Origin of the sequence: Marinomonas sp. A3A (assembly GCF_018336955.1) — a bacterium.
In the GTDB taxonomy this organism is placed as follows: domain Bacteria; phylum Pseudomonadota; class Gammaproteobacteria; order Pseudomonadales; family Marinomonadaceae; genus Marinomonas; species Marinomonas lutimaris.
The window spans coordinates 1,794,492-1,812,749 of the sequence record NZ_CP025532.1; the positions used below are offsets into that span (position 1 = coordinate 1,794,492).

Below are 18,258 nucleotides of genomic sequence, written 5' to 3' on the forward strand. Positions count from 1 at the left end.
AGACTATTTAGACAGAGACTGCTCAGCAAGCTTAAGATCTAGTGTCGCTTTTAGCAGCTTGTGAAGCTGGATAGAGGCGTCAATTTCTTCTTTTCGGTTGGTTAAACTTTCGATGTTTAAACCAAGTGGAACATCAAGTGGTAGTGCGGTTTCAATGATTTGTTCTAATGCGTTACGGCAAATTTTAATAGACTCTTCTAGTGGCGCTTGAGCATCTAAAATACGGTGCTTAGTCGCATCTGGTACGGAAATTCCTAACCACTCCATAAATTCAAGTGTTTTGGCACTACCACATGGTGTGAAGGTCAAAATGATACGTTTAGGTGTTTCGCCTTTTTCTTTGCAGGTTCTTGCGTAGCGGCTGATTAGGTCGGCGGTCGCTTGGTGGTTATAAACGGCTTGTGAAATAAAGAACTCACAACCTGACTCGGATTTTTTCAATAGGCGTAAATGCTCGTCACCTTTTTTGGCATGACGTTCTGCAATGGTCACACCGCCAAGATTAAACTCATGAGGTGATGCTTTTAGGGTTTCATAAGCTTGTGGCAATGGCAGTTTAATATCACCATTTGAAGAAGGTGAGCCAACCAGTACCAAATCACGAATGCCATACTGCTCCCATGCTTCGGTTAACCAGCCGGAAAATTCTTCAGAGCTACGTGATGAGACAGATTTGTAAGTAATTACGGGTTTATCGGATTGTTGGTGAAGGCGCTTTGACCAAGCTCGTGGGTCATGGGTTTCCATGAAAGGAAAAGGGCGTGGCTTGTCAATGCGACTGGTTTCGTCTTGAATGTCATAAACGATTAAACCATCGACGTCGATATTATCAAGGCGCTCAAGTAGCTTTTGGCTTACTTGTTCTAGTTGTTCTTCTCCAAGAGAGGACTTTGGAGGTGTTGTGCCAATGAAGTAAACGCCTCGACTAGGATCTTGAAGCTTTTTTGCTAATTCCGATTTCATAATGTCACACTCTATGTAGACGAGGCAGATAATATTGTACAAAGGTTTTGGTCTGCGTCTCGTGATGTTTGTTTGTTGGCGTTATTCTAACAGTGAAATGAATTCAAGGCTTTGCTTGGAAGTTGAATAATATTGTTGATGAAGTGAGGCGCGCTAATCTTATAGAGAGGGATTATGTCAAATATAGAATTAAAAGGTCTTTCTGAGGCAGAGTCTTCTAGCCTGCCACCTGTGCATAATTGGAAACCACCTTTCTGCGGTGATATGGATATGTTGATTAAAGCGAATGGTGAATGGTTTCATGAAGGTGGCAGGATAAAGCGTTCTTCAATGGTAACTATGTTTAGCCGAATATTGTGGTTTGAAAATGGTGAGCATTTTTTAGTAACGCCTGTCGAGAAGGTTCGAATTCAAGTTGAGGATGCTCCTTTTCTTGTTACTCGTTGGCAATGGATAGAGACCGAACTTGGTCGAGCAATAGAATTTGTGACGCAAACTGACGATGTTCTGGTGCTTGGGATTGATTGCGATCTTTGGATGGATTGGTATAAGGAAGAAGAGCGGCCTTATGTTTCAATGCGTTATGGTATGAAGGCTTTGGTAGGGCGAAATGTGTTTTATGGTATTGCCGAAAGCCTTGAACAGGTCGAGACACCGAAAGGTGTTGGTATGGGGATAATAAGCGCCGGTAAAAGCTATCTTTTAATGCAAGATGCATAACGAATTTGCCCCCGTCTAGGTTATAATGCGCGAATTAGACGTGACGCGTTGTTCGCGTAGTATTTTAGTTTTGAAGGGGTGTTTGTTTGTTATTCGAAGAATTTGGTTTTGATAATCGCATTTTAAAGTCCATTGGCCATTTGGGGTTTGATGAGGCAACTGAGATTCAAGCTCGTGCTATTCCAGAAGCAATGGCTGGTAGAGACTTGTTGGCGTCGTCAAAAACAGGTTCGGGAAAAACACTTGCCTATCTTTTGCCTGCGTTACATCGAGTTTACAAGAAAAAAGCTTTGTCTAAGCGTGATCCACGAGTAGTGATTTTAGTGCCAACTCGCGAGTTGGCAAAGCAGGTTTTTGCTCAATTGCGACTTTTGTTAGCCGCGAGCCGTTTTACCTCTATCTTGATTCAAGGTGGCGAGAACTTTAATGATCAACATAAATCCTTGCAAAAAGACCCGCATTTTATTGTGGCGACACCAGGTCGTTTGGTTGATCACTTAAAGCAGCGTCACGTTTTTCTGGAAGGGCTTGAACTGCTGATTTTAGATGAAGCGGATCGTATGTTGGATTTAGGCTTTGCTGATGCAATGCGAGCTATTAATGCGGCAGCAAGTCATCGTCAGCGTCAAACTTTGTTCTTTTCTGCAACGCTAGATAATACCGAAGTAAGTGAAATCGCTGGTGAGCTTTTGCGAGAGCCGTCACGAGTTGCTATTGGTCAAGGTTTTGATGAGCACACCGATATCTCTCAGCATGTTTTGCTGTGCGATCATTTGGATCATAAAGAAGCCTTGCTGAAACACTTGTTAGTGGGCCAAACCATTAAACAAGCCATTGTCTTTACGGCAACGAAAACTGATACCGTGCGTTTATCCGAGATCATTGCGGGTTGGGGGTTAAGTACTCAAGCTTTGAATGGTAACTTGTCTCAAAGTGCTCGTAATAAAACTATGGAAAGCTTTGCGAAAGGGCAGTTTGATGTATTGGTAAGTACCGATGTCGCTTCCCGTGGTTTGGACATTGCCAGTGTGTCTCATGTTTTTAACTTTGATTTGCCAAAGCAAGCCGAAGAGTTTGTTCATAGAACCGGTCGTACTGGTCGTGCTGGATTTAAAGGTGATGCTTATTCTTTGGTTGGGCCTAAAGACTGGGTGAATTTCAAAGCAATAGAGGTTTTCCTGCAAAAGACCTTTGTAACAGAATCTATTGAAGGTCTTGAGCCTAAGTTTAAAGGTTTGCTTCCGCCTAAGCCTGTTAGTAAAGCTAGCAAGAAGAACAGTTCTAAAGCACCAGTGAAGGCACCTAAGAAAACGAATAAAAAGCCAGCAGGTAAAGCGCGCTTCCATGATAATCAGCAAGATGGTTTTGATGCGTTTAAATTGCCACCTAAGCGTTTTGCTGCGCCAGACAATGTTGGCGATGAAGACGAATAGTCTTTGTTGTTTTTTGTTAATTATCTAAAGGGTTAGATTTTATTAATTGACAGGTGAGCTGTATTCACGCTATTGATTAATCTTCCTTATCTATTGGAGATGAGCTTATTAATCGTTTACCCCCACTAAATTCATTGAAGTGTTTTGAATCTGCCGCTCGCCATGGCAGTTTCAACAAGGCAGCCAAGGAATTGTCTGTCACACCTTCTGCAATTAGTCATCAAATTAAAGGTCTGGAAAGTTTTCTAGACCTTGAGTTATTTCGTCGAACTAAACGTAAAGTGATCTTAACGGAAGCTGGGGAGTCTTACTTAAAGCCAATAAAAAGTATTTTTGAACAGTTGGAAAACGCCACTGCAGAGCTTAAAAGTAAGCAAAAATCGGGATCTCTTCGCTTGGCCGTTGCACCAGCGTTTCTTACTCGCTGGTTAATGCCAAGAATGGAAAGTTTTCAGCAGCAATACCCAGACATTGAAATTGAGATAAGCTCTTCGATAGGATTAATTGATTTTTCTGCTGGTGATATTGATATGGCAGTGTATTTCGGCTACGGCGATTGGGATGATGTGGAGTCGCTTTTTCTAACGCCAGCCAAGCTTTCTCCTGTTTGTAATCCAAAACTAATTCGTCCAGATCAACCGATTAATACACCAGAAGATATGCGTTTTTATCCTTTGCTTCATGTTACAAAACGCAAAGATGAATGGCATGATTGGCTTAAGCAAAACGGCTTGGACCCAAAGGTGTTTCGTCGTGGCTTGATGTTCTCTAGTGGTTCGTTAACAGCGGGTGCCGCAGCTCAAGGTTTAGGTATTTCCTTGTCCAATGTGGATCTGGTTATGCCCGAAATTGAAGCAGGTACCTTAAAGGTGTTGTTTGACCAGCCTTTGGTTACGGCGCGATCCTTTTACTTGGTTTATGAAAAGCGACGCTCCGTGACGTCTGCCATGTCGGCCTTTAAAGAATGGATTATTGAAGAGATGGTTGGCAACAAAAATACGTAAATGTATTTAGTTGATACAGCATATATTTTTAAAACGTAAATGAGAACTTGTATATGAGCACTGGGTTAAAGGTAAATAGCTATTTTGATGATCAAGTTAAATCTATTGCATTAGATAATGCTGAAGGCACATCCACTGTTGGTGTTATGGCTGTTGGTGAGTATGAGTTTGGTACCAGTCAGCGAGAATATATGACAGTGGTATCTGGGGCTTTGACTGTTAAATTGCCGACAGAAAGTGATTGGAAGACCTTTGCTAAGGGTGATACTTTTATTGTTGAGGCGAACCAGACTTTCCAATTGAAAGTCGCGGAAACGACTGCTTATCTTTGTCGCTATGAGTAATGCTGCTTAAAGTATTGGTTGTATTTCTGATATGTAACGCATAAAAAAAAGGGCTGATTTCATCAGCCCTTTTTTGTGGAGGTAAAAAAGAGTTAACCGCCAACGACATTCACTAGTAGTGTGACTTGGTCACCTGGTTGAACGTATTTTTTACTGCCAACCTTTGGGTTCCAATCTCGAATATCATTTACAGACACTTTGAATTTATTGGCCACAACAGCTAATGATTCACCAGAGCGAATGGTGTAGACCACTTTCTTCATCACGCTGCGTGTGCTGTTTTCTGATTGTTTAGGTTCTAGCCAGACAACGAGTTTCTTGCCTGGTAGGAGTGGATCAGCAAGCCCCATGTTGTTCCATCGAGCCAGTGTCTTGCTATCTACTCCGTATTTGTTTGAGATGAGCCATAAGCTATCACCGGAGTTAACCGTGTAGTTTATTTTTATGCGATTGCGGTTTGGTGCATGAGATTGCTTGGCCAATAAGCGCTGATGAGAGCTAAGTGTATAGCTTTCTATATTATTGCCAGCAACTGGAATCATCAGTTCTTGTCCAACACGAATCATAGTGGTGGAGATCTTATTGACGTCCTGCAGAACATTGACTGTCGTATTGTGCTGTTTGGCAACGAGAAGCAAGTTGTCGCCAGCTTTTACTGTGTAGCGGACCCAAGTAACTCGTTCTTTGCTAGGAATTTCTGCTAGTTTGGTTCTGAATTGCTTTGACTTTGAAACTGGCATTAACAGTCTGTGAGGGCCATCTGGAGAGGTTGCCCATTGGTTGAAACCTGGGTTCAGCAAGTACACCTCATCTATACTTACTCCAGCCATGTCCGCAGCCTGCGCTAGATCGAGTTGGCCGCCAATGTTGACGACATCAAAATATGGCTTGTTTGGAATGAAGTAGGTTGAGTAGTTGTACTTTTCTGGGTTTTTAATGATTTTTGCTAGGGCAATCAGCTTTGGAACGTAGGCTCGAGTTTCTTTAGGGAGGTCCAGAGACCAAAAATCGGTCGGTTTACCTGCTTTCTTGTTCTTTCTGATCGCTCTTAATACGGTACCTTCGCCAGAATTATAAGAGGCAAGGGCATGTAACCAATTGCCATCAAACATTTTATTTAAACGCGTTAAGTAAGCAATCGCGGCTTGAGTTGAGCCAATAATATCTCTACGGCCGTCGTACCACCAAGTTTGATCAAGTCCATACATTTGACCCGTAGATGGGATGAATTGCCAAGGGCCAGAGGCGCGGCCATGGCTGTATCCAAAAGGATCGAAGCCACTCTCAACGATAGGTAATAAAGCGATTTCAGTTGGAATGCCGGCTTTTTCGAGTTCGCCAACAATATAGTATAAGTAGCGTTCACCACGCTTTGAAACTCTATCTAAATACGATGGGTGGGAGCTAAACCAACGTAACTGTGATGACAGTCGTGGGCGGTCTATGTCTAAATCTAGTTGAAATCCTGCGCGCACCCTTTCCCAAATGTCTTCTGGTGCTTTTGGTTTGGTGGCAGCGATAGCAGGTTCTTCAGTAGGAATTGTGTCTTCTGTTGCGGATTCATCAATAGGAGGAACTGTATCAATGAAACCTAACTGTTCTGTATCTGCTTCTACAACATCGGTCTCTTCAGACGAATCTATAAGATCGGAGGACGCGTTATTTCTTTCTACTTTTGAGGTGGTTTGGCACGCACTTAGTGCTAGGCTGGCAAGGCAAACCCATAAAATTTTATATATCATTTAGGTCACAAAATTGAGTAAAGTTTCGACATTTTAAGGTTGTAGCGCAATAGGTCAACTAAAACTATCCTTGGCGCGTCTAACTTGGCTGAATGCAGCAACAGAATTTGCAGCTGGAATTTCGTTAAGTTGTTGTGCTGCTTGAACTTTAAGAGCATCTATATGGCTTCTTAAGAAGGGGTTAGTTTTTTTCTCTAAGCTAAGTGTTGTGGGTAAGGTTGGTTTTTCGACAGCTCGTAATTTTTGACTCGCATTATTGCTTTCTATTAGGTCTTGGTTGGCTGGCTCTACTGAAAGTGCAAAGCGATAGTTGGCCAGGGTGTATTCGTGGGTACCATAAATTAGCGTATCATCTGGCAGGTCTGAGATCTTCATCATCGCGGCTAGCATTTGTTCAGGTGTGCCTTCCATTATGCGACCACAGCCGCCTTTAAATAGGGTGTCGCCGCTAAACAAAATTGGAGGTTCTTGTGCTGAAAAGTAGCATAGATGGTCGAGGGTGTGTCCCGGTGTTGTTATGGCCTTGAATGAGAGTGAGAGAACTTGAATTAGATCGTTTTCATCGACAGGATGAGTGACTAGATCTGTAAGGTGTTCTGGTCCATAAACGGGACAGTTTGAGTATTGTTTTAGCTCAGCGACTCCTCCTGTGTGATCTTTATGGTGGTGAGTAATTAAAATGCCTGCTAAGGTCTTTTTCTGTTCATGGCAGTAATTTAAAACAACATCTGCCTTGCCTGGATCCACGACCCAGATGTCTGAACTATCTTTATCTTGGATTATCCAGATATAATTGTCTTGGAAGGCGGGAAGCGGAAAGATAGTCATAAAATGCCTACTTTTAAGAGTTTGTTGTGTTTCATATGACGCGCCAATAAAAGAATAAATACACCGTCATGCCGTTTTAAATAGAGAATTCATTGTATGTTGGATGATCAATCAAGACAATTTTTTCAAAATTGGTACAAAAGTAACCTAGGCGAGAGTTTGTTGCAATTAGAGCTCAAGGAGATAGCCTCTGAACTTGACTCTGCGGTCGGTTATTATTTAGTGAGTCAATCTCCTCTTAGGGATTTTTCTTTACAGAACCATCGTTTGCGCGAAAGTATTTTAATCGCGCCAGTTTTAGAGTTTGGAGCGCCTAGTAATACTATTGTTGCTAGGGCAAGTGAGCTGCCGTTTGAGGCTGATGGTGTGGATGTCCATGTTTTCCATCATACGTTGGATATATCAGCCACTCCTCATGATGATTTAAGGGAAGCGGCAAGAACCTTATTGCCAAGTGGCAAGCTGGTTATTGTTGGTTTTAACCCTTGGAGTTTATGGGGGTTCTGTCGTCTATTTACCAAAAAAATTAAGGCGCCTTGGTGTGGGCACTTTATTGCTCATCAGCGTCTAGAAGATTGGTTGAAAGTGGCAGGTTTGACCTTAGAATCAAAACGTTTTGTTTATTATGAGCCGCCACTACAGAGTGGTAAGTGGCGGTCGCGCTTTACTTGGATTGATAAAGCTTTAAGGCCTTTAAAACTGCCTTTTAGTGGAGTGTACGTGATGACGGCAACCAAGCAGGTAAGGCGTTTTATTCCATTAAAACCTCGTTGGTCAGGGGCTCGAGTTAGAGTGCCTCCATTAACAAACCCAACAGCAAAAGAGATGAAAGAGTGAAAAAGGTCGTAATGTACACAGATGGTGCTTGTAAGGGGAATCCAGGTATTGGCGGTTGGGGGGCTTGGCTTACTTTTGGTGAGCATGAAAAACACCTATGTGGTGGCGAGCACGACACAACCAATAATCGAATGGAGCTTATGGGGGCAATAGAAGGTCTTCGGGCGTTGAAAGAAAAATGCTCAGTAACACTCTATACCGATTCCTCTTATGTTCAAAAAGGCATTACTGAGTGGTTGTCTGGCTGGAAGCGAAAAGGCTGGATGACGGCTTCTAAGCAGCCAGTTAAAAATAAAGATCTATGGCAAGCTTTGGATGAGCAGTGCCAGCACCATGAAGTTACTTGGAAATGGGTAAAAGGTCATGCTGGCATAGAAGGTAATGAAATTGCTGACCAATTAGCAAATAAGGGTATTGATGAATTAAGGGCGGCATCATGAGACAGGTAGTGCTTGATACGGAAACAACTGGTATAGACCCAAAACAAGGACACCGTATTATCGAGATTGGTTGTGTGGAAATGATTGGTCGTAAACTGACTAAGCGACATTTCCACGTTTACATCAATCCTGATAGGGAAGTAGAAGAAGAGGCTTTTCGAGTCCATGGGATCAGTAACGAGTTTCTGGCTGATAAGCCGCGATTTCATGAAATCGCTCAAGAGTTTTTTGATTTTATAAAAGGTGCTGAACTTATTATTCATAACGCCCCGTTTGATATTGGCTTTATGGATCATGAGTTTGCCCGAATCGGTGGCTTTCCTAAAACCGCAGAAGTTTGTGGTGTGTTTGATAGCTTGGTTTATGCCCGTAAAAAGCATCCGGGGCAAAAGAATAATCTAGATATCCTGTGTAAGCGTTATGGTATAGACAACTCTCATCGTGAATTACACGGCGCTCTTTTAGACTCAGAGATTCTTGCTGACGTTTACTTGTTGATGACAGGTGGACAGACGAGTCTTGGCCTTGCCAATAATTCTGATTCTGAATCCAAAGAGGAAGGTGGAGTCGAAGAAATTCGTCGGTTTTCTCAAAATCGCCCTGCTTTGAAGATTATTCGAGCAAGTGAAGATGAATTAAAACTTCATGAAGAGCGTCTAGATTTGATTGATAAAAAATCAGGACAGTCGTTATGGCGGATTAAGCATTAGATTAGTGATTTAGTGCGCTCATGATCCAACAGATAAAAAATGCCCTCTAAGAAGAGGGCTTTTTTATGTGTCTATTTCTTATTCTGATAAGGCTTACAGTAAGTAAGTGACACAAAGTCCGCCAACTATGCTTAGTACGACAGTGTAAGGTAATGCCATCCAAACCATCTTGCCATAAGACAATCGTAGTAGAGGGGCAATGGCTGAGGTTAGCAGGAATAAGAATGCGGCCTGTCCATTTGGTGTTGCCACGCTTGGAAGGTTAGTGCCTGTGTTGATAGCAACCGCAAGCGTATTGAAATGCTCGCGAGTAATGGTGCCCGCATCCAGTGCTGCTTTTACTTCGCCAATATAAACTGTTGCAACAAATACGTTATCGCTGATGGCGGATAAAATGCCATTGGCGATAAAGAACATGATTGGTTGAGAGTGTGTTGGCATATGCAGTACAACATCAATAATTGGTTGGAATAGATGCTGTTCATGTATTACTGAGACAATTGTGAAAAAGACAACTAACAGAGCGGTAAAAGGCAGCGCTTCTTCAAAAGCGTGACCAATTTGATGCTCTTCTGTAATGCCGTTAAATGCCGTCAGTAGCACAATGACCATAAGGCCAACTAAGCCAACTTCGGCAACGTGAAAAGCCAAAGAGAGAATTAGCACAATGGCAATGATGCCTTGAACAATCAGCTGTGCTTTATGTTTGTTTGTGCTCTTTTTGGATTCTTCTTCTTCAAAGTTTTTCAGTATGTTTCTTACGTTCTCAGGAAGATGGGCGCCGTAATCAAACCATTTCATTTTTTCTAAAAGAATTACCGTTAACAAGCCGCAAGCCAATACTGGCATTGAGATTGGGGCAACGCGTAAAAAGAATTCAATAAAGTCCCATCCTGCTACTTTGGCAATAAGCAAGTTTTGTGGCTCGCCAACTAGGGTTGCTACACCGCCAAGTGCAGTACCAATGGCGCCATGCATAAGGAGGCTGCGAAGAAAGGAGCGAAATTCAGCTAGATCTTTTTGATTAACAGGAAGTATGTTGTCATCGCTACTGTGGTTGTGTGAGTTGTTTGTTGACTGGCCAGAAGCAACCTTATGGTAAACCGAATAAAACCCAACACTCACACTTATTAATACTGCAGTAACGGTTAATGCATCCAAAAAGGCAGAGAGAATAGCGGCGGTAAAACTAAAAACTAAGGAAATAATTACTTTTGAACGTATTTTGATCAGTAATTTATTAAAGATGAAAAGCAGCATACCTTGCATAAAATAAATGCCAGCCACCATGAACATTAATAATAAAATAACATCAAAGTTTTTAATGACTTCGTGATAAACGCCATCTGACGAGGTTAGTCCTAGCAATACTGCTTCAATCGCTATAAGGCCACCAGGTTGAAGTGGGTAGCATTTTAGGGCCATAGCCAAAGTGAAAATGAATTCAATGATCAGTAGCCAGCCAGTAATGAAAGGCCCCAGCGTAATAACGGCAATAGGATTGATGATAAGAAATGCGATCACAGCTTGTTTATACCAGAGGGGAGAAGCCCCAAGGAAATTGTTGCCAAGCGCATGTGACAAAGTTGTTTTCATTCATTGCTCCTTTAGGGAAAGCATTAACGTGTTGGCAAAGTATTACGATGTTTTAAAGTTAGCTGATAATAAGGGATAAAGAAAACAGTATCTATAGTGATTAATGAGTAAAAGATATTGCTATTTATAAAAATAGCCCCACTATCTCAAGAGCTTATGATTGTTTAGAGGAAAAGAATGTTGGAATTTTTAGCTGATTATGCTGGTTTTTTATTAAAGCTAGTAAGTGTTGCCTTGGTTATTGGTTTTCTTTTGGCCATAGTGTCTAGTGGAAAGCGAAAGTCACAGCCAGGTAGCTTGTCTGTTACTAAGTTGAATGAAAGTTATGACGCTATGAAGGCGCAGTTAGATCATCAACTGTTGGATAAAAAAGTTCTTAAGAATCGAGAGAAAGAAAAGAAGAAAAAAGAAAAGCTAGAAAAGAAAGCTCAGAAGAAAGCGCCAAAAGATATTGAAGACGTTGCTAAAAAACGTCTGTATGTCTTAGATTTTGACGGCGATATCAAGGCTTCTGCCGTTGAAACCATGCGTGAAGAAATCACTGCTATTCTGAGTGTTGCCAAATCACAGGACGAAGTGGTTGTTCGCTTAGAAAGTGGCGGTGGTGTTGTGCATGGTTATGGCTTGGCTGCATCTCAGTTGCAGCGTATTCGTGAAGCCAATATCCCATTAACGATTTGTGTTGATAAAGTCGCTGCCAGTGGTGGTTATATGATGGCGTGTGTTGCTGACAAAATTATTGCAGCGCCATTTGCTATTCTTGGTTCTATTGGTGTTGTTGCCCAAATCCCAAACGTACATAGATTGCTAGATAAGAGTTTGATTGATGTTGAGCTTCATACTGCGGGTAAGTACAAGCGCACCTTGACAATGTTGGGGGAGAATACAGATGAAGGTCGTGAGAAATTCAGGCAGGATCTAGAAGATACGCATGGTTTGTTCAAACGCTTTGTTTCGAGTCAGCGCCCGCAATTGGATATTGAAGATATTGCAACCGGCGATACTTGGTACGGATCAGAGGCGATAGAAAATAAGCTGATTGATGTGGTAATGACTAGTGATGCGTATTTGGTTTCTCATTATGAAAATGCAGAAGTAATACAAGTTACTTATAAGCAGCCAAAAGGTATGGCTGAGCGCCTAGGTTTGTCGTTCTTTTCGGCCTTGGAGCAAAAAGCAGTATCTTGGGTTGGAAAGATTACCCAGTCTCGCGGTTATTAGTCAATAATCTAGAATTCGCGCTGTAAAAGTAGTGATATAAAAAAAGAGTGGTATGCGCCGCATGCCACTCTTTTTTATGTGTCTAACTCGTAGTCCTATCTCTTTGTGAGCTCGTTTGTGCTTTGAAGTTCGTTATAAGTTAAACTTTGCCCTGTTTCATGATCCATTGACTGTGAGGCCACTTTATCTATTGCATCTTCTAATTCAATTGGCTCAAAATATATTAATGTAGCAATTGTTGGATGGTCTAAGTAGTTCACTTTTTTGCTGGCAGTTTTGTTGCTCTGGTGAAGCTTCAGCACCATTGCAGGCTCAAACGCTTTGAGTGCAGGTTGCGTCTGGTTTTGGCTCAATAATATTGATGTGCTGTTTTGATCGGGGGTTGGTTGTGTGAAACGATCAAAAACATAATGCTGGTAATTAATGTCTGATTCTAAATAGCGTCCTAGCTTGATCGCTATTTTGCCTGTTAACTCTGGGTAGCCATCTTTCTGTTGTTCGCTATAGAAAGACTTTCTTATGGTGTCTCCAGGAAATCTGAAAATAAGCGTCCACTTTTTATTTGCTAGGATTTTGACGTTCTTGCCTAGTCTCGCTTCGATGTTTCCGAAAGGTGTGGATTGTGCATTGTTGTTATCGGTGCTTTTTTCATTACCTGTTAGACGGATAAGGTTGTCTGTCGAAAGAATATTTTTGTAAGTCACTTGCTCGCTGGTTAGGGCATCTGGCCATTGGAATGTCACCAAATAGGCTTCGTACGCTCTGGCGGTGTTAGGATTAATTCCACCGTCTTCAGCAAAGAGTCGAGTGTTTAGTAGAGCTAAGGATAAAAAAATAACAATCAAGGATTTCAATGTAGTAGTTCCAGAGTCATTGTTGTGTGTTGGAAGCGCTCTTCTGCGCTGTTCATCGGTGCTAAGAACTTCAATGTGTCAGAGCCAACCAGTTTATATATGTCAGGCTTCGTTTGAATAAGCCTAATTAACTTCATTGGATCGACTGGTGTCTTGCTGTTAAAGAAAATTTTACCTTCTTTTGCGTTGGCTTCAATTTTATTAATGCCAAGGCTTTCTGCTTTGAGCTTTAATTCTGTTTGACGGAATAGATTTTTCGTTGCATCGGGCAGTAGCCCGAAGCGGTCAATCATTTCCACTTGAAGATCTTTTAACTCATCACTAGTTTTTGCACTAGCAATACGTTTATACAGAATCAAGCGCGAATGTACATCACCTAAATAATCTTCTGGGATGAGTGCTGGCACACGTAAGTTTACTTCGGTTTGTGCTGGAGACGTAATGTCTATATCGGGGGATTCACCATTTTTGAGGGATTTTACTGCTCTGTCTAGCATGTCCATAAATAGAGAGAAGCCTACATGCTCAATGTGTCCGCTTTGCCCGTCGCCCAGTAATTCACCCGTACCACGGATTTCTAAATCGTGAGTGGCTAGAGTAAATCCAGCGCCAAGTGTGTCTGCAAGCATTATGGCTTCTAGGCGTTTTTCCGCATCGCCTGTTACTTTTCGGTCATTTGGGGTTAGCAAATACGCATAAGCCTGATGGTGAGATCGGCCAACACGACCACGCAATTGATGAAGTTGTGCTAGACCAAACTTATCGGCACGTTCAATAATAATAGTGTTGGCGTTTGGTATGTCTATGCCTGTTTCTATAATGGTAGAGCAGACGAGTACATTGGCTCTTTTGTGATAAAAGTCAGACATGACTTGTTCCAGTTCTCTTTCACGCATTTGACCGTGACCGACAATAACACGAGCCTCAGGAATTAATCCCTCTATCTCCTCAGCGGCTTTTTGAATGGTTTGTACTTCATTGTGTAAGTAATAGACTTGTCCTCCACGATGTAGCTCACGCAAAATCGCTTCTTTTATTTGGTGCTCGTCTTTTTGTTTTACAAATGTTTTTACAGATAAGCGTTTGGCTGGTGGAGTGGCAATAATGGATAAATCGCGAATGCCAGACAAAGACATATTTAGCGTTCGAGGAATTGGTGTGGCAGTGAGTGTCAGTATGTCGACTTCTGCGCGCAGGGCTTTGAATTGTTCTTTTTGCTTAACACCGAAGCGGTGCTCTTCGTCGATAATAACCAGCCCCAAGTTTGCAAACTTGATATCGCTTTGGATGAGCTTATGGGTGCCAACAACAATGTCTGCTTTGCCGGATTCTAGTCGATCAATAGATGTATTGGACTGTTTGCCTGAGCGGAAACGAGATAATAGTTCGACTTCCACTGGCCAGTCGGCAAAACGGTCGCAAAAGTTTTCGTAGTGCTGTTGAGCGAGTAGTGTGGTCGGGACAAGAACAGCCACTTGTTTTCCGTCTTGAACAGCAAGGAAGGCCGCTCGCATGGCGACTTCTGTCTTGCCAAACCCTACATCCCCACAGACCAAGCGGTCCATTGGTTTTTTGGTCGACATATCAGCCATGACGGCATCGATTGCCATTTGCTGATCTGGTGTTTCTTCAAACGGGAAGCCTGCGGAGAACAGTTCGTATTGATCATCAGGCTTGGCGAAGGCGTAGCCGACACGAGCCTCGCGCTTTGCGTAGATTTCTAATAGTTCTGCGGCTGTATCGCGGGCCTTTTCAGCGGCTTTTTGTTTGGCAACGCTCCACTTATCTGTACCGAGTTTATGAAGCGGTGCTGTGTCTTCGTCGGCGCCTGTATAGCGAGAAATTAACTGTAATGATGAAACAGGCACATAAAGTTTGGCATCATTAGCGTAGCCAAGAGTTAGGAGCTCGGTTTCTTGTCCATCTATTTCTAGGTTAGTAAGTCCAAGGTAGCGCCCAACGCCATGATCGATATGCACAACAGGGGCGTTTAGTCTCAATTCAGTGAGGTTGCGAATAATCGCATCTTCATTAATGTTGTTTTGCTTATTACGTCGACGGTGCTGAGAAACACGTTCGCCTAATATTTCACTTTCAGGAATAAGGGCTAATTCATCATTAATAATGAAGCCACGACCAATATTACCTTCCGTGATGGCGAGTGATTTTGTGGATTTGGTAAAGGCTTCCCAGCTGTCTACTTGTTTGGGCTTAATACTGTATTTTTTCAATAAATCCAGTAGTGCCTCTCGGCGTCCCGCGGACTCTGCCACAATCAATACTCTGGCTGTTGTTCTGGCTAGAAAATCTTGCAGTTTGCCAAGTGGTTGCGCTGCTTTGGAGTCAATTTTGACTGCATCAAGCGCTTGGTATGCTGGGTGATCGCCAGTAGCTGAGAAAATGATGCTTGTGTATTGATTAAGCTGCGCAAAGAGTTCGTCTTCTTTTAAGCAGATTTCATCGGGCTTTAAAATGGGGCGTTCGATGTTGTAATTAAGTGATTCATGGCGGCTGCGAAAATCGAGCTGAATGCTAGCAAACTGTTCATTGAAGTTGTCAGAGCGAATGATTAGCGTGTTGTCAGGAAGATAATCAAATACGCTGGCGGTTTGCTCAAAAAACAAAGGCAAATAGTATTCTATGCCAGCAGGAATTAGGCCGCTGGAAATGTCTTGGTAGATCGGACTGGAAAGAGGGTTGGTTTCGAATCTTTCCCTAAAGGCTTGGCGAAACTGTTGGATTCCCTGAGGTGTCGTCGGGAACTCTTTTGCAGGAAGCATTTTAATTTCGGGTACTTTGCTGATGCTGCGTTGGGTTTCAGGGTCAAACCATCGTATCGATTCAATTTCGTTGTCAAACCAATCTATTCTAATAGGATTCTCTGCGCCCATTGGGTAGACATCCATCAGGGCGCCACGAATTGCGTATTCGCCATATTCGTGGACATTTTCTACATTTAAATAGCCCGCGTTAGTGAGTTTTCTTGAAAGCTGCTCAAGAGGTAGTTCTTGTCCTTCTTTTAGGTGGAAGCGTTGAGCGTCAAGGTGCTGCTTTGGGCATAGTCGAGTCAAACAGGATGCAATCGTAGTGAGTACGATTGGGTTTTTGGTTTCAGTTAGTTTGGCAAGAGTTTCTAAGCGTTGAGAGATGATGTCTTGGTGTGGTGAGAAAGCATCGTACGGTAAGGTTTCCCAATCGCTAAATCTTAATATTTCTTTTTTTTGTTGGTTTAGGAACTGTATTTCATCTTCAATCTCGTTTAATTCTGCGACGGTATTAGCCATAAAAAGGATGGGCTGTTTATGTTGAGAGGCTATCGCTAGCAGTTGTAGTGCTTTACGGCTGCCGTCTAAGCCACTGATTAAATTCTTGAAGCCGGTTTTTTGGGTGATTGATACAGTTTCAGGCATGTTGGACTTATTGTTCTCTAGTAGCGGATAACGTTAAGGATACAGAGTCGGCAAAACGTAGTGCATGTGGTTTCGCAACTTCAACTTTTGCAAAGGTAACATGATTTGATGTCATGCAGAGTGCAAGTAGGTCTGCGGTCAGCTTTTCAAGCAAAAGAAAGCGGTTATTTTCTGTATGCGCTATCATTTCTTTACAGATGGTTCGATAGTTTACGGCGTTTTCAACATCGTCGGTGTCGTAGGCTTGAGAAGCTGGATAGTGTATCCAAGCATTAATGACAACATCTTGTTTGTTTTGTTTTTCTGATTCATTGAATCCAATATAAGTGCGTAAGCGTAAGTTCTTAATATGAATTTGAGCTTCTGGTTTGATCATTATTGTGCTTCCGTGTTTTTGAGCCTATTCATTTGTTAGGCGATATTGTGTCGTTTTCAATCATGTATGGCAACTGACTAAAGTACGGTCCATTGTGCTGTTTGGATTGCCTTGTTCTATTTTAATTAATTTAAATAGTGTTAATGAGCAATGTCGCATCCAATCTTGTAATAAAATAACAAAAAAAAGTATTTTTTATGGCTGTACGTCATGTAATAAGGACGAAGTAGTACTTTTAAGTAAAAGTTGATGCTTAAAGACCGCTTCATGAGCTGGTCAATGGGGGGAATGATCTTTATAATACGTCGGTTTTTTGGTGAAGTGAGTTTGCGTTTTACAATTACCTTAAGGTTGGTTGTTCGTTCATGCATGTTTTCCCGGAGGGGGGTGTGGACATTACGCATTACGCTTTTTGTGTTCAATTTATTGTTGGGCAGAACATATGTATAAAATTACAAAAGGCCTAGATCTACCGATCTCAGGTGCTCCCAATCAAGTGATTGAGACGGCTACTGCTGCTAAAACAGTTGCTGTGATCGGTCCAGACTTTCATGGAATGAAACCTACCATGCTTGTCACGGAAGGGGACAAGGTCAAGAAAGGTCAAATTATCTTTACAGATAAGAAAACCGAGGGTGTTAACTATACCGCTCCAGCTTCTGGAACCGTAGTTGCTATTAATCGTGGTGCACGACGTGTTTTTCAGTCGCTTGTTATTAGTGTTGAGGGGAACGAATCCGAAACCTTCGCCGCTTATTCTGGCTCTGAATTAAAATCTCTTGAACGTAGTAAAGTTGTAGATAATCTAGTGAATTCTGGATTATGGACATCGTTCCGTACGCGACCATTCTCTAAAGTGCCTGAAATTGCTTCAGTGCCGAATTCTATTTTTGTTACCGCTATTGATACTAATCCGTTGGCAGCTTCTCCTGAAGTTGTTCTGGCTGATCAGGCGGAAGCATTTGCAGATGGCCTTACCGTGTTGACTCGTTTGACTGAAGGTAAGGTGTTTCTATGTAAAGCACCCGGTGCAAAAATCCCAACAACGTCTGATGTGACGGTTGAAGAATTCTCTGGTGTTCATCCTGCTGGCCTTGCTGGTACGCACATTCATTTTCTTGATCCAGTGAGCGATAAGAAGACTGTTTGGTCTGTTAATTACCAAGATGTTGTTGCTATCGGTAAACTTTTTGTTACTGGTGAACTTAGTGTTGAGCGAGTTATCGCATTGGCAGGTCCACAAGTTAAAAAGCCTCGTTTAGTTCGCACTCAAATTGGTGCAAGCTTGGATGGCTTATTGGCTGGTGAATTGGCAGAAGGCGATAACCGTATTATCTCTGGTTCTGTTCTTTCTGGTCGTAATGCTTTTGGTGCTTTTGCTTTCTTGGGTCGCTACCATAATCAAGTGTCAGTATTGCTTGAAGGTCGTGAGCGTCAAATGATGCATTATCTTCGAGCTGGTGTAGAAAAACATTCTATTATGAATGTGTTTTTGTCCAAACTTACTGGTAAAAAATCATTCGATATGACAACGACAACAAATGGTAGTGATCGTACTATGTTGCCGCTTGGTAATTTTGAGCGCGTAATGCCGCTTGATATTTTGCCAACACAGTTGCTACGTGCGTTGGTTGTGAATGATACAGAGCAGGCTCAAAAGCTTGGCGCACTTGAGTTAGATGATGAAGATTTGGCTTTGTGTACTTACAGCTGCTCAGGTAAGTTCGAATATGGCCCGATCCTTCGGGATTGCCTAACTCTAATAGAGAAAGAGGGTTAA

Annotated in this window: 16 protein-coding genes; 9 read left to right on the forward strand and 7 right to left on the reverse strand. The window is 42.2% G+C overall.

Going from position 1 to position 18,258, the window contains the following annotated elements; genetic code table 11:
* Positions 1-3: 3 nt before the first annotated feature.
* Positions 4-963, reverse strand: a complete 960-nt coding sequence (locus CYL31_RS08295) for a hypothetical protein (protein WP_212918450.1) — start codon at positions 961-963, stop codon at positions 4-6.
* 174 nt (positions 964-1,137) lie between these two features.
* Here CYL31_RS08295 and CYL31_RS08300 point away from each other — a divergent pair, with 174 nt between their 5' ends.
* The 4 genes from CYL31_RS08300 to ppnP all read left to right on the forward strand — a co-directional run bounded on the left by CYL31_RS08300 (position 1,138) and on the right by ppnP (position 4,464).
* Positions 1,138-1,683: a DUF1285 domain-containing protein gene (locus CYL31_RS08300; RefSeq protein ID WP_212918451.1), complete on the forward strand. Its 546-nt coding sequence runs from the start codon at positions 1,138-1,140 to the stop codon at positions 1,681-1,683.
* 86 nt (positions 1,684-1,769) lie between these two features.
* On the forward strand, positions 1,770-3,116 hold the full coding sequence (locus tag CYL31_RS08305; RefSeq protein ID WP_212918452.1) for a DEAD/DEAH box helicase: 1,347 nt from the start codon (positions 1,770-1,772) through the stop codon (positions 3,114-3,116).
* Between the two features lie 107 nt (positions 3,117-3,223).
* Positions 3,224-4,120, forward strand: coding sequence for a transcriptional regulator GcvA (gene gcvA, locus CYL31_RS08310; RefSeq protein ID WP_212918876.1), 897 nt, complete (start codon positions 3,224-3,226; stop codon positions 4,118-4,120).
* Between the two features lie 53 nt (positions 4,121-4,173).
* Positions 4,174-4,464, forward strand: coding sequence for a pyrimidine/purine nucleoside phosphorylase (gene ppnP, locus CYL31_RS08315; RefSeq protein WP_212918453.1), 291 nt, complete (start codon positions 4,174-4,176; stop codon positions 4,462-4,464).
* Between the two features lie 92 nt (positions 4,465-4,556).
* On the opposite strand, the gene CYL31_RS08320 is transcribed toward ppnP, so the two are convergent.
* Both CYL31_RS08320 and gloB read right to left on the reverse strand, forming a co-directional pair.
* Positions 4,557-6,206: a lytic transglycosylase gene (locus tag CYL31_RS08320; RefSeq protein WP_212918454.1), complete on the reverse strand. Its 1,650-nt coding sequence runs from the start codon at positions 6,204-6,206 to the stop codon at positions 4,557-4,559.
* 54 nt (positions 6,207-6,260) lie between these two features.
* Positions 6,261-7,034, reverse strand: coding sequence for a hydroxyacylglutathione hydrolase (gloB, locus tag CYL31_RS08325; protein WP_212918455.1), 774 nt, complete (start codon positions 7,032-7,034; stop codon positions 6,261-6,263).
* A gap of 96 nt (positions 7,035-7,130) precedes the next feature.
* On the opposite strand from gloB, the gene CYL31_RS08330 reads away from it, so the two are divergent.
* The 3 genes from CYL31_RS08330 to dnaQ are packed head-to-tail and all read left to right on the forward strand — an operon-like array spanning position 7,131 to position 9,021.
* The gene (locus CYL31_RS08330; protein ID WP_212918456.1) at positions 7,131-7,871 is read left to right on the forward strand and encodes a class I SAM-dependent methyltransferase; all 741 of its coding nucleotides are present in this window, start codon (positions 7,131-7,133) and stop codon (positions 7,869-7,871) included.
* Positions 7,868-8,311 (forward strand): ribonuclease HI, encoded by a 444-nt coding sequence (rnhA, locus tag CYL31_RS08335; protein WP_249411739.1) that lies wholly within the window; start codon positions 7,868-7,870, stop codon positions 8,309-8,311. Before CYL31_RS08330 ends, rnhA begins: the two co-directional genes overlap by 4 nt.
* Positions 8,308-9,021 carry a DNA polymerase III subunit epsilon gene (dnaQ, locus tag CYL31_RS08340; protein WP_212918457.1) on the forward strand — a complete coding sequence of 238 codons (714 nt, stop codon included), beginning with the start codon at positions 8,308-8,310 and terminating at the stop codon, positions 9,019-9,021. Before rnhA ends, dnaQ begins: the two co-directional genes overlap by 4 nt.
* Positions 9,022-9,114: 93 nt before the next feature.
* Here dnaQ and nhaB read toward each other — a convergent pair whose 3' ends face one another.
* Positions 9,115-10,617 (reverse strand): sodium/proton antiporter NhaB, encoded by a 1,503-nt coding sequence (nhaB, locus tag CYL31_RS08345; protein ID WP_212918458.1) that lies wholly within the window; start codon positions 10,615-10,617, stop codon positions 9,115-9,117.
* A gap of 177 nt (positions 10,618-10,794) precedes the next feature.
* Here nhaB and sohB point away from each other — a divergent pair, with 177 nt between their 5' ends.
* Positions 10,795-11,838: a protease SohB gene (gene sohB / locus CYL31_RS08350; RefSeq protein WP_430010747.1), complete on the forward strand. Its 1,044-nt coding sequence runs from the start codon at positions 10,795-10,797 to the stop codon at positions 11,836-11,838.
* Positions 11,839-11,933: 95 nt separating this feature from the next.
* Here the strand turns inward: sohB and CYL31_RS08355 are convergent, their stop codons facing one another.
* Genes CYL31_RS08355 through folX form a run of 3 tightly spaced genes read right to left on the reverse strand, consistent with a single transcriptional unit; the run spans position 11,934 to position 16,478 of the window.
* Entirely contained in the window at positions 11,934-12,692 is a 759-nt protein-coding gene (locus CYL31_RS08355; RefSeq protein ID WP_212918459.1) for a CsiV family protein, read from the reverse strand.
* Positions 12,689-16,102 carry a transcription-repair coupling factor gene (gene mfd, locus CYL31_RS08360; protein WP_212918460.1) on the reverse strand — a complete coding sequence of 1,138 codons (3,414 nt, stop codon included), beginning with the start codon at positions 16,100-16,102 and terminating at the stop codon, positions 12,689-12,691. Before mfd ends, CYL31_RS08355 begins: the two co-directional genes overlap by 4 nt.
* Before the next feature lie 7 nt (positions 16,103-16,109).
* Positions 16,110-16,478 (reverse strand): dihydroneopterin triphosphate 2'-epimerase, encoded by a 369-nt coding sequence (folX, locus tag CYL31_RS08365; RefSeq protein ID WP_212918461.1) that lies wholly within the window; start codon positions 16,476-16,478, stop codon positions 16,110-16,112.
* Positions 16,479-16,920: 442 nt separating this feature from the next.
* On the opposite strand from folX, the gene CYL31_RS08370 reads away from it, so the two are divergent.
* Positions 16,921-18,258, forward strand: a complete 1,338-nt coding sequence (locus CYL31_RS08370; protein ID WP_212918462.1) for a Na(+)-translocating NADH-quinone reductase subunit A — start codon at positions 16,921-16,923, stop codon at positions 18,256-18,258.